This is a genomic window from Limosilactobacillus reuteri subsp. porcinus (assembly GCF_036621895.1).
Taxonomy (GTDB): domain Bacteria; phylum Bacillota; class Bacilli; order Lactobacillales; family Lactobacillaceae; genus Limosilactobacillus; species Limosilactobacillus reuteri_J.
Genome location: NZ_LN887470.1, coordinates 1 through 12,305, shown reverse-complemented (window position 1 = coordinate 12,305; position 12,305 = coordinate 1). Strand labels below are relative to the sequence as shown.

Genomic DNA, 12,305 nt, shown 5'->3' with positions numbered 1-12,305 from the left:
TAATTTTACAAACCGCGAAATATGAATTTTAAATTATCAGTTTATTCTGCTTCATCGAAGGCAATTGAAATATTTCGTGTTAACAAATCAGTATAACTATAGGAAACCCGATCCAATGTCCCCTGTTCATCATTCAAATGAATAACAAATACTGCAGGATAAGTCTTACTTAAAATACCGTGATGGGTGGTAATACGTTTACGTCCAGCTTGCGCTTTTACTAAAACATGCTCGCCAATCCGTTCATCTAGCTTCTTCTTAATTTCTACAATGCTATTAGGCACGACTCCTTCACCTCACTGTAGACTAGCATACTCTTTTTTTACACAAAAAGCAAAATTGTACCATAATGTTTTACAACGGTCAACCATCTTTTACAAGAGATTTTGCTGGTGAAGAGCATTCGCAAGTTCAATAAATTGTTCGAGGGTTAGTTTCTCAGGACGGATTTGCGGCGAAATATCCAGCTGGTTTAAAACGGCCGTCATTTTCTCTTTTGCCGCTGGATCCTTACCAATTACACTTTGCAAGTTATTCCAAAGACTCTTGCGACGATGAGCAAAGCATCCCCGGATAAAGCCAAATAATTTTTGCTTATCAAAAGGCTGAACTGGAAGCGGATTTGTCCGTGGCGTTAATACCACAATTGCTGAATCAACATTAGGTGACGGCACAAACACTTTTCGTGAAACATCAAAAGCAATTTTAGCTTGCATTTGGTATTCAATCGCTAATGTCAACGCACCATATTGTTTAGTTCCTGGTTTAGCCGTGAGTCGTTGAGCAACTTCCTTTTGCATCATTACACAAATCGTCGCCCACTCAACAGGACTAGCCAGTAAATTCATTAGAATGGGACTCGTAATGTAATAAGGGAGATTAGCAACCACCTTAATTGGTCGACTAGGATCCTTAAATTCCTTTTTGATTAACTCTGGTAAATTAGCTTGAAGGACATCTTGATTAATCACTTTTACATTATCATATGGTGATAATACTTCTTTTAATACCGGAATTAAATCTTGATCAATTTCTAAGGCTAAAACTTCTCCCGCCGCTTGTGCTAATTGCTCCGTTAAAGCACCAATTCCGGGACCAATTTCAATTACATTGTCATTAGCTGTAATATCTGCTGCCTCAACGATATTTTTTAAAACGTTCAAATCAGTAAGGAAATTCTGGCCGAAACTCTTTTTTGTTCGGATCCCGTACTTTTCCATTATCGTGCGGGTACGTGTTCGACTACCAATTTCTGGTGAATTACTCATGATCTGCCTCCTGATTTATTTGCTTAATCGCTTTTTCAAATGTTGCCCGATCAACTTGAAACATGTTTAAACGGTGAATCAATTGTTTCCCATTTCCATAACCGATTCCGAGTAATTGCCCTAACTTTTCACGCCGTTTTCGTGAATCTGCTTGACCTGTTAATCCCCATTTTTGCAAATCTTCTCGCTTAAAAACTTGCTGAGGTGTCGTTGTTTGAGTATAAAGGTGCTCCAAAGCTGATTTTATAATTGCTGGCGTTGCATGCTCAACCCCTAAGCTACCGTGAGCCGCAGTTGGCACACCATCTTTTCGTTTAATAAAAGCATGCTTAACGCCAGGAATGGCTTCACTGATTATTTTTCTAATCCGCTCCCCGTTAAAGTCCGGATCAGTAAAAACAATTAGGCCTCGGCTTGCTTGTAACTTTTTCAACTTTGCCAAGTCAGCCGTTGAAATTGCAGATCCATTTGTTTCGTAAGTATCGGCATCAACCGCTTTTAAAATTTGCTTAGTATCATCTTTACCTTCAACAACTATAACTTCTTTTATTCTAATCATAGGCCTCTTTCTTCATTTTCCAAAAATAAGCGGCGGGCGTTCGTAAATGTTTTATATGCCACTTTACCAGCATCAACCTGCTTTAAATCTGCAATTGCATCCACCGTAAATTTAGTAAAACCGGGTTCGTTTTGCTTTCCTCGGTATGGAAGTGGAGTTAGGTAAGGAGCATCCGTTTCAACCATCATCTTTTCCAAGGGAACAACTAATGCTGCTTCATGGACTTCTGTCGCATTTTTGAAACTTACGACACCACTAAATGAAATCATCATCCCGAGATCCATAAATTTCTCTGCCCATTCTGGCGTCCCGTTAAAACTATGCATAACCCCGCCAAATTCATCGACGTGGGCATTCCGCAAAATTTCATACGTGTCAGCTAGTGCATCCCGGCAGTGAATTGAGACCGGTAATTTAAGTTCTTGCGCCCACTCAAGCTGTTCAGCAAAAATTTCTTGTTGTTGCTGGTGAGGAGAATGCTCGTCATTATAATAATCTAAGCCAATCTCTCCAATTCCTACAACTAAGGGATCTGCTAATTGTTGGCGTAACTCTTTCTTGGTTTCACTATTCCAATTAGCAATATCTTCTGGATGCCAACCAATAATTGGATGCAGGTTATCATACTGGTGTCCCAACTTTAAGGCACGGGTATTCAATAGTTGGTTTGAGCCAACAATATTCATCTCCGTCACGCCATAATGAGCAGCACGGTTAATAAAGGCAGGTACATCATCATAAAACACATCGTCATTTAGGTGGGTATGGGAATCATAAACCAATTGTTGGTGTCGATGATTACTCACTTTATTCAACGCCCATTCCAGGTACTAAATTATCAGGAACAGTTACCACTTGAACATTGCCGTCTTTTTCAGCAGATAAAAGCATTCCTTGGCTTAATTCGCCCCGCATTTTCCGTGGTTTCAAGTTAGCAACAATCAAAACTTTCTTACCCACTAAAACAGAAGGATCTGGATACCATTTAGCAATTCCAGAAAGAATTTGCCGACCTTCTTCTGTTCCATCATCCATGTGGAATTTCAGAAGCTTATCAGCACCTTCTACATGGTCGGCAGCAGTGATTTGAGCCACTTTTAATTCAACTTTATCAAAAACATCAATCCGAATTGGCTTTTTGCCATCTGCTTTTTCTTCTTGTGCTGCTTCTTGGGCTTTTTCTTTTGCTTCAGCCATTGCCTTTCTTCCCTTCTTCTTTTCGTTTGCTGTCATCTTGCTCTTAATAAATTCAACCTCGGCCTTCACATCCAATCGTGGGAAGATCGGAGTTCCTTTGGCGACAACCTGAGCTTCTGCTGGGAAATCATTAAATTGAAGATCGGTTAATGATAAGTCAGTCCCTTCAATTCCAAGTTGTTCAACAATTTGTTTTGGTGCATGCGGCATAATTGGTTGAATTAGGGCTGCAATAATCCGTAAACTCTTTGCTAGATGAGTCATCACATCTGATAATACATCCTTCTTACTATCATCTTTTGCTAATACCCATGGTTCAGTTTCATCAATGTACTTGTTAGCACGACTAACCAACTGCCAAACAGCTGCCAATGCTTCAGCAAACCGTGTTTTGTCCATCAGTTCTTTATACTCAGCAATTACATCACTAGCAGTTTGTTCTAAATCAGCATCAAAATCAGTAGTTGCATCATTAGTACCAAGCAATTTGCCGTTTTGATACTTATTAATCATCGCAACAGTCCGATTGAGCAAGTTTCCTAGATCGTTAGCAAGGTCATAGTTTACCTTATCAACAAAGTCTTCTGGACTAAAGACGCCATCATTACCAAATGGCATTGCCCGTAATAGGTAGTAACGTGTAGCATCAAGGCCGTAACGATCAACAAGGGTTTCAGGATAGATAACGTTTCCCTTTGACTTCGACATCTTCCCATCACGCATTGTTAACCATCCATGACCAATAACGTGTTTTGGCAATGGTAAGCCAAGCACATGAAGCATAATTGGCCAGTAAATCGTGTGGAAACGAACAATTTCCTTTCCTACCATGTGAACATCAGCAGGCCAGTACTTCTTGAAGAGGCTATCATCATCACTGCCATATCCTAGCGCAGTAATATAGTTTGATAATGCATCAATCCATACGTATACCACGTGTTTAGGGTCATTAGGAACCTTAACCCCCCAGGTAAATGATGTCCGCGTAACTGCAAGATCTTCTAGCCCTGGCTTTAAGAAGTTATTAATCATTTCATTCATCCGTGATTGCGGTTCGATAAAATCAGGATGTTCCTTATAGTAGTTCATTAACCAGTCAGCATACTTGCTCATCTTAAAGAAGTATGATTCTTCCTCAACTAATTGAACTTCATGACCTGATGGCGCTTTTCCACCGATCACATTACCGTCTTCATCACGGTAAACTTCTGCTAACTGACTTTCTGTGAAGTATTCTTCATCATCAACTGAGTACCAACCAGTATACTTACCCTTGTAAATATCCCCTTGGTCAAGCAATTGTTGAAAAATCTTTTGGACAGCTTTTTCATGGTAGTCGTCAGTTGTCCGAATAAACTTGTCATTTGTAATTTCAAGTTTTTTCCATAGCTCTTTAATTTGGGCAGCCATTTGATCAACGTATTCTTGTGGCTTCATGCCGAGCTTTTCAGCCTTTTGTTCAATCTTAAGGCCATGTTCATCGGTTCCTGTTAAGTAGAATACGTCATAACCCATCAAACGCTTAAAACGTGCTTCCGCATCACATGCAATTGTTGTGTATGAATTACCAATATGGAGTTTACCAGATGGATAGTAAATTGGTGTTGTAATGTAATAAGTTGGTTTTTGTTCAGCCATATGAAGCCCCTCTTTCTAAGATATTACTAATTAAGATTTAACATTTAGTATAGCATTTTATTAGGGCTTGCTCCATTCTAAAACAGATCAAGCTGTTCTGGTGATTTGGGTGCCAATCCCTCGAATTCAATATTCATCATTTTTTGAAGACTCAATGCATTGGGTGCTGCATCTTTAGCTGAGTTATTGTTGAAGATAACACAGAGTTCTTTAGATTGCGGCTGCAAGGACTCAATTTGTTTTTTAAAGAATTGGAGTTCTTCCGTCGAATATCGATATAAAGTCCGCGTTTTCCGCCATTCTTTTCCTTGATTTTCCCATCCTTTGCGATTACGGCCATGAAGGCGCAGCATGGCTAAGTCGGGATTAGTTGTTGCAAGCACAAATGGTACTGACGTCGGCGTATTATGGGGTTCATCAGCAGCTACTAATGTAAAGTTGAGCTCACAACAGAAATCTAAGACTGACGGTAAAATTTCTTTCTTATACCAAGTTTGATTACGAAATTCGACTGCAATTGGCAAGTTTCCTAACCATTCCCGAATTAATCGTAAGTAAGAAAAGTCACGCACAGTTGCATCAAAATATGGAGGAAGCTGAAATAATATCGTCTTTAATTGACCAGCAGCTACCAAGGGGGAGATTGTCCGGCGATATTGTTGAAAGACCTGTTCTAATTCGCCACGTTCCTGGTTTCGCTGATGCAGTGTCATTTTCTGGTTAGCTTTAACGATAAACTGAAAAGTTGGAGGAACAGTAGCAAGCCAGTTTTGAATTGTTGCTATCTGAGGTAAAGCATAGAAAAAAGTATCCACCTCAACGACTGGAAAATGTTGAGCATACTCATCAAGCCTTACTGGGCGTTGTTCATCATGAATGAGTACTGGATGCTCTGTCCAAGTTGTCATCCCCATCGTTATTTTCATCTTTAATCCTCTCTTTCGTACCCCAAAATCCTCATCAAATTACTTAGCAAATTCTTATACACCACAAAATAAATCTATATTCATTTTTCAAGGACTTGAATCGTTGTTTTTATCGCTTTTATTCATTTTTGTAGTAAAAAGCGAACGGATTATGCATCATTTTCACCCATTAAAATGAAAGCGTTTCTCATACTTCGTTATTTCTCTAGGGAAAACGTTCAAAACATGTTATTTTACAAGTGAACAATATGAAAGGAGCGATCAGAAATGCTACTAAAGAACAAAGGTATTCGTCACATTTTTTATCAAGAAAAGGCTACTACTAAAAAGAAGGGTTCTCATTTAGTAGCACTCCCATTCAAAGTTGATGGGAAGGTCGTTTTCTTTGAATAACTACTGGAGCAAAAAGAAGCTGGAAATTGTCCTCAGACAACTGCAGCTTCTTTTTTATACTTTTAATTCATCAAAGAATTTTGTTGCGTCGTCTTGAACCATTTGAAAGTTAAAAGGAAATTGCAATAACTGCTGATTAACAGCAATCACCTTTGCGTTTGGATTGCGGTAATCTAGCAAGCCCGCAAATGGGTATACTTTCATCGAAGTACCCACAATCACAACTAAATCAGCTTGTTGCATTGCCTTGACAGAATTGACAATATCCTCTTGCTTAATTCCTTCATCATATAACACAATATCCGGACGCAAGGGACCATTATCCTTTTGATGCAAGCGACTATTCAAATATTCACTCACCGGAACTGTTTCATGACACTTTTCACAATAAACGTGGAAGAGGTTCCCATGAAAATCAATTAAGTGTTTTGTTCCAGCTTCTTCATATAAGTTATCAATATTTTGCGTTATAACTGTCGCGCGATCCTGTTGCGTCAACGCTGCCTGTTTTTGATGAATTACGTTAGGTTTTGCATCTGGAAAATATAAATTCTGCTTGCAAAATTCGTAAAAGCCTTCTGGATCACTAGCAAAATAACGGTGACTTAAATAATATTCGGCATTCCGATTTTGCGTATATAAACCGTTTGCTGACCTAAAATCAGGAATACCAGAAGCAGTTGAGATACCAGCTCCCGTTAGAAAGACAATATTTTTTGCGTCGTCAAATGTTTTTTGAATCGTCGCATCCATCTAACTCACTTCCTTACAATGTATGGAATGCTATTCTGTTCAAGAAATTCCTTCACTGGTTGATCATATATCTTCTTAAATTCTTCTGGCGCATTTTGAGCCGGTACCGGAAGAGTAAACGAATTTTGACCATCACTCCGCCGAAGACCAACATAGGCGCGCTTATCTGTCCCCCGTTCTTTCATATCAGAGTGATAGATTTCAAAAACTTGACGCATCTCTAAACGTAATTGCCGGGCACTTAATACCGGTGAGAGAGTTGTATATTCATTATTATGTAAGGCCGGTAAGCCCCATTCCTGCATTTGTTGATCAAACAAAGAATAAATCTTAACAATTGACCGGCGCATATCGAATGGTGACTTAATTGGCTTCTTTGTAATCTCAGCATACATCTTTTTTGCTGCAGCTAGTGCGAGAGGGTACTTTTCTGCCAAAGTTTTTTCATACTTTGAAATGTGATCACCATAAAAGACTAAGGCATCCAAAAGGGTTAATAACCTTAACGTCCGTTCATCATCTTCCTCTTTTTCCGGAGTTAATGTGTGTTCAATCCCCTTTAGATACTGCTCTTCAATCTCATCGGTAATAAAACCATGCTTACGTTGTTCTGCAACCACTACTCGATGCATGGCAATATTATACAAATCCGTTGACATAATCATCATCTGTTCATCGAGTTCCTTATCACCAAGAGATAGTTGGAAAAAGATTTGTGGAAACCCTTTTAGCAACATCAAAAGGTGCAATAACTCATGTGAAGCAGTGTAATTTGGGGCAGTCAAGTCAGTCACAATAATAACCAAGGCACCAGGAATAGTTTGTTGAGTTGCTTGGTCATGGCGAACGTATCCTGACTTGTCACCATGAAACTGAACAAAGACACTACCTTCAGGATATAGACTGTTAACCTGATCAAGGAGTGCTTGATTTTCTTTATTTAGTGTAATTCTCTCTTCAGTCATTAACTTGGTCCTTTCTGATCGTTGATAATATTTCTTTAGCAAGTGCTTGGTCAACATGTGATTGCTGCTTTAATTGAGCTACCACTAACGGTACTTCTGCTGGCGTAGCTCCGACACTTGCCGCTAATGAGCGATATTGGAGTTTCATATGACCAGCTTGAATCCCAGTAGTTGCCAATGCCCGCAAAGCAGCCAAATTTTGTGCTAATCCGACACTTGCTGTTACTGCTGCTAACTCTTCGGCGCTTTTAATTTGACTAATATGATAGTTTATCTTTGTCATCTTATTTAATCCAATTGAACCACCAATTACACCAACTGGTAAAGGAAGAACAATTTTTCCTACCAAGTAGTCGTCCTGAATTTCCCAAGTACTTAATCCTCGATATTGTCCATCACGAGCAGCATAGGCATGGGCCCCGCTTTCAATTGCCCGCCAGTCATTTCCACTGGCGATCACGACCGCATCGATCCCGTTCATTATTCCTTTATTATGGGTAGCTGCTCGATAAGGATCAACTTGTGCAAGATCACTAAGACGAGCAATTCGTTGAGCAACCTCTTTACCATCCATCTCCGGAGTTGCTAAGTATCGAAAATCAACTTTACAAGTAGCGGTTTGCAGACTCTGCGTTGCAAGATTGCTTAAAATTGCGGTAATAACATGGAAGCCCTGGTCTGTTAACCATTTTCCAACCGCTTCTGCCATCGTATTGACACTATTAGCGCCCATTGCCTGACAAACATCAATCTCCAGGTCAATGCTAATAAAGTTCCCAGGAGTACGAACTTTCATCGACTTCGCACCCCCACCTCGTGCCTGCATTGAGGGATGAGCCTGGTTAGCAATTGTTAAAATCTCATCTTGGTGTTCTAATAACCATGCTTTAACTGCTGCTTTATCGATCACATCATCTAACACAACTTGCCCCACTAATTGTCGGTCTTGCCGAGGAGCAGTAAATCCTCCCGACCTACTTACCCGGTGTGCACCATTGCTAGCAGCGGCTATGACTGATGGTTCTTCAATCACCATTGGTACAACATACGGACGATTATTTACGGTTATATTTAAGGCTACTCCTTCAGGTAAAGAATAATCAGTAATATAATTTTCGACTAACTCATCCCCTAAATCTGAACTTGTATTTGCTAATACTTGCTCTTCCATAGGGGATAGGTGACGAGCTTTTGCTAATTGTTGACGTCGATCATCGGCAGATAACTTATAAAAACCGTGTTGCCAATCAGTCATGATGTCGCTTCCTTTGATTTACATATTCAGTGATGATTCCTTCGCGGACACCACTCTCTGAAAAAATAACCCGGCCATCACTGTTGCGTTGCAAAAGGGTTACAAGAGGCAGCATTCCACCAATAATAATATCTGCTCGTTCCGGTTCTAGACCAGTCAGCCGTTTACGCTGGGCCAAGTTCCGATTTAATAATTCACGGTAAGTCGCAAATACTACTCGTGAGGAGAGTTGATACCCATGAATCGAACCGTTTCGGCGGTGATGGTGATGATAGGATTGAGTCATACGCGCCAAAGTCCGGTTAGCACCACCTAATAAAACAATCGGAACACGCGTTGCATATCGTAACCACGGAATCTTGGTCAATCGTTCATTCATGGCTACCTGAGCACGAAAAAGGTCAGCCGAACGAACATAGCCATTTAAGTGGTATTGTTCTGATAAATTAACAGCTCCCACCGGAATAGAAATCAAATTACGTGCTTTTCGCTGTTGCACCAATATCAATTCACAACTTGCTCCACCAACATCTAGAATCAAACAGTGGTTAAGTCGCAATGTCCGAACAACGCCTAGATAATCATAATAGGCTTCTTTTTTACCAGATAAAACTTGTAGATGAATACCGACTTCTTGTTGAACACGATTCAAAAACTCTTGACGATTTCGTGCTTGCCGAACTGCAGCAGTTGTGATCGCACGAACTTTAATATTGGGAATCTCTTGGTAGATTTTTTTAAATCGTTTTAGAGCCGCAATTGTGCGTTCAATTGCACTCTCTTGTAACATTTTTTCTCGTCCCATTCCCTCAGATAAACGTGTATTTTCTTTTACACGTCGAATTTCACGAAATCGTCCATCTGGAGCAATTTCTGTTATTGCCATTCGGGCCGAGTTTGAGCCGAGGTCTACAATCGCGAGGTTTTCCACCATTTTCACCTCCGCTTTAATTAATTATTTTTCGTATAAATACATCTCTTTTATGTTACCATGTTCTGCTATGGGAGACACGAAAAAAAACGGGGCTCAGGTAAAAACTTATTTTCCTAGCAGCCTCGCTTTTTTAGTTTATATTTTTAGCCAAAGTAGTTAATCCCGATTGCATCACGAACTTCTTTAAGCGTCTGGTTTGCAACCTCATTTGCCCGTGCTGAGCCTTCTTTAAGAACTTGATCAACATAATCAATATTAGCTGCATACTCTTCACGCCGCTTGCGAATTGGTGAAAGTTCAGCTTCAAGAACTTCATTTAAGTAGCGTTTAATCTTAACATCCCCAAGGCCACCAGCTTGGTATTGCTCCTTCAATTTAGCAACTTGCTCTTTGTCTGGATCAAAGATGTCAAGGTAAGTAAAGACAGTATTGCCTTCAACGTGACCAGGATCACTAACCTTGATATGTGTTGGATCAGTATACATCGACATTACTTTCTTTTGCACTGTATCAGCATCATCAGAAAGATAAATTGCATTGCCAAGTGACTTACTCATCTTTGCATTACCATCTAGCCCTGGAATCCGTCCTTGACCCTTTGGTGGGAATACCCCTTCAGGCTCAACTAAAATATCTTGTTGGTAAATCCGGTTGAACGTCCGCACAATTTCACGAGTTTGTTCAAGCATTGGTTCTTGGTCATCACCAACTGGCACTGTATCAGCCTTAAATGCTGTAATATCTGCTGCTTGGCTTACCGGGTAAGTAAAGAATCCAGCTGGCACACTTTCACCAAACTTCTTTTGCTTAATCTCAGTCTTAACAGTTGGGTTTCGGCGTAAACGTGCAACAGTTACTAAGTTAAGGTAGTGCATCGTTAATTCACTCAATGCTGGAATTTGTGATTGAACCAAAATTGTTGATTCCTTTGGATCAATTCCAACCGCCAAATAATCCAGAGCAACTTCATGGAGACTACGGCGGATTTTTTCCGGATCCCGGGCATTATCGGTCAATGCTTGTTGGTCAGCAATCATGATAAATGTGTCATATTTACCTGTATTTTGTAACTCAACCCGATTCTTTAACGAACCTACATAGTGTCCAATATGCAACTTACCAGTTGGTCTATCACCAGTTAAAATAACGTGTTTTTCTTCTGCCATTTTAAATTCCTCCTAAATTACAAAACGCCCTACTTAGTCGTATAAACTAAATAGGACGCTTTTCGCGCGGTGCCACCTAAATTGCAATCATTATTGCCGCTCATTGTGTATCTTGTTGTGACCATTTCGCACTTTGGGGACCTTTTCACCGACCGCCCCTCGCTAAGGCTCGCGCTACTTAATATAATTAATTTTAATCCAACTCCTGCTAAAAAGGCAAGACAATCCTGAATATGACAAGTATAATAATATTAAACGTCGAACAGGAGTGGTCTATATGCGCTCAAAAAGAAATAAAACAATCGATTTCACGCTGGAGGAAGCTTCACCTGAGCTCCTCAACCAAATTATTCAGCCTACTGATAATCTCCAGACAATATCCAATAAGATTATCAACGGGGATTCCTTCAAGGTAATGACTAAATTATCACCACACCAGGTTGATCTCGCCCTTATTGACCCTCCTTACAACCTTAATAAACAGTATGATGGTTTAAGCTTTAAAAAAATGTCCACAAGCCAATATCAAGCTTACACGCAAAAGTGGATTGACCTCTTAAAACCATTATTAAAAGAAAATGCTAGTATCTATGTCTTTTCTGATTGGGCAACCAGCATGGCACTTGCGCCGATCCTCGAAAAAAATTTTACAATTCAAAATCGGATTACTTGGCAACGAGAAAAGGGCCGGGGTTCACTGAAAAATTGGAAAAATGGGATGGAAGATATTTGGTTCTTAACCGCGAACCCGAGTGATTACACCTTTAACGTCGACCAAGTTAAGCAACGACGACAGGTGGTAGCTCCTTATCGTCAAGATGGGGTAGCTAAAGACTGGCAAGCTACTAAAAATGGTAACTTTCGGGATACAATGCCGTCTAATTTTTGGGATGACATTTCAATTCCGTATTGGTCAATGCCAGAAAATACTGGTCACCCTACGCAAAAGCCTGAGAAATTGCTGGCAAAAATTATCCTTGCCAGTTCTAATCCTAATGACTTCATTTTTGATCCTTTTGCTGGTTCCGGTTCGAGTTTAGTGACTGCCGCTAAACTTAACCGCCGTTATCTTGGAATCGAGCAAAGTCTTCTATATTGTGCATGGGGACAGTACCGACTTAATCAAATAAAAGATGATCCTAGCATCCAAGGCTACACTGATGGAGTCTTCTGGGAGCGTAATACCTTAGCAGTACAACGAAAGATTAAACGTCAACAAAGGGTAAGTGAAAAATAAAAAGAGGCTGGGAA

13 protein-coding genes are annotated in these 12,305 nt (G+C 40.0%); 2 read left to right on the top strand and 11 right to left on the bottom strand.

What is annotated here, in order from left to right:
• Nucleotides 1–41 precede the first annotated feature (41 nt).
• The 6 genes from AACL61_RS08295 to AACL61_RS08270 all read right to left on the bottom strand — a co-directional run bounded on the left by AACL61_RS08295 (nt 42) and on the right by AACL61_RS08270 (nt 5,588).
• Nucleotides 42–284, bottom strand: coding sequence for a Veg family protein (locus tag AACL61_RS08295; RefSeq protein ID WP_003665581.1), 243 nt, complete (start codon nt 282–284; stop codon nt 42–44).
• A 90-nt stretch (nt 285–374) separates the two neighbouring features.
• Nucleotides 375–1,268: a 16S rRNA (adenine(1518)-N(6)/adenine(1519)-N(6))-dimethyltransferase RsmA gene (gene rsmA / locus AACL61_RS08290; RefSeq protein WP_339111233.1), complete on the bottom strand. Its 894-nt coding sequence runs from the start codon at nt 1,266–1,268 to the stop codon at nt 375–377.
• Nucleotides 1,261–1,827, bottom strand: a complete 567-nt coding sequence (rnmV, locus tag AACL61_RS08285; protein ID WP_152726882.1) for a ribonuclease M5 — start codon at nt 1,825–1,827, stop codon at nt 1,261–1,263. The genes rsmA and rnmV overlap by 8 nt, the downstream gene beginning before the upstream one ends.
• Nucleotides 1,824–2,642 (bottom strand): TatD family hydrolase, encoded by an 819-nt coding sequence (locus AACL61_RS08280; RefSeq protein WP_102816194.1) that lies wholly within the window; start codon nt 2,640–2,642, stop codon nt 1,824–1,826. Before AACL61_RS08280 ends, rnmV begins: the two co-directional genes overlap by 4 nt.
• Nucleotides 2,635–4,662, bottom strand: coding sequence for a methionine--tRNA ligase (gene metG, locus AACL61_RS08275; protein ID WP_339111232.1), 2,028 nt, complete (start codon nt 4,660–4,662; stop codon nt 2,635–2,637). The genes AACL61_RS08280 and metG overlap by 8 nt, the downstream gene beginning before the upstream one ends.
• Before the next feature lie 77 nt (nt 4,663–4,739).
• Nucleotides 4,740–5,588 carry a DUF72 domain-containing protein gene (locus AACL61_RS08270; protein WP_339111231.1) on the bottom strand — a complete coding sequence of 283 codons (849 nt, stop codon included), beginning with the start codon at nt 5,586–5,588 and terminating at the stop codon, nt 4,740–4,742.
• 267 nt (nt 5,589–5,855) lie between these two features.
• Between AACL61_RS08270 and AACL61_RS08265 the strand changes: the two genes are divergently transcribed.
• Nucleotides 5,856–5,981, top strand: coding sequence for a hypothetical protein (locus AACL61_RS08265; RefSeq protein WP_003671317.1), 126 nt, complete (start codon nt 5,856–5,858; stop codon nt 5,979–5,981).
• 54 nt (nt 5,982–6,035) lie between these two features.
• Here the strand turns inward: AACL61_RS08265 and AACL61_RS08260 are convergent, their stop codons facing one another.
• From AACL61_RS08260 to trpS, 5 genes are all read right to left on the bottom strand, one after another.
• Entirely contained in the window at nt 6,036–6,734 is a 699-nt protein-coding gene (locus AACL61_RS08260; RefSeq protein ID WP_098046860.1) for an NAD-dependent protein deacylase, read from the bottom strand.
• Between the two features lie 5 nt (nt 6,735–6,739).
• Nucleotides 6,740–7,699, bottom strand: coding sequence for an IpaB/EvcA family protein (locus AACL61_RS08255; protein WP_102816197.1), 960 nt, complete (start codon nt 7,697–7,699; stop codon nt 6,740–6,742).
• Entirely contained in the window at nt 7,692–8,954 is a 1,263-nt protein-coding gene (locus AACL61_RS08250; RefSeq protein ID WP_339111230.1) for a hydroxymethylglutaryl-CoA reductase, degradative, read from the bottom strand. The genes AACL61_RS08255 and AACL61_RS08250 overlap by 8 nt, the downstream gene beginning before the upstream one ends.
• Complete coding sequence (locus tag AACL61_RS08245) at nt 8,947–9,888, bottom strand: Ppx/GppA family phosphatase (RefSeq protein ID WP_085680112.1); 942 nt, start codon at nt 9,886–9,888, stop codon at nt 8,947–8,949. The genes AACL61_RS08250 and AACL61_RS08245 overlap by 8 nt, the downstream gene beginning before the upstream one ends.
• 143 nt (nt 9,889–10,031) lie before the next feature.
• A complete protein-coding gene (trpS, locus tag AACL61_RS08240) occupies nt 10,032–11,054 on the bottom strand; it encodes a tryptophan--tRNA ligase (RefSeq protein ID WP_085680114.1) in 1,023 nt (340 codons plus the stop codon).
• Nucleotides 11,055–11,331: 277 nt separating this feature from the next.
• On the opposite strand from trpS, the gene AACL61_RS08235 reads away from it, so the two are divergent.
• On the top strand, nt 11,332–12,291 hold the full coding sequence (locus AACL61_RS08235) for a DNA-methyltransferase (RefSeq protein WP_339111229.1): 960 nt from the start codon (nt 11,332–11,334) through the stop codon (nt 12,289–12,291).
• Nucleotides 12,292–12,305 lie beyond the last annotated feature (14 nt).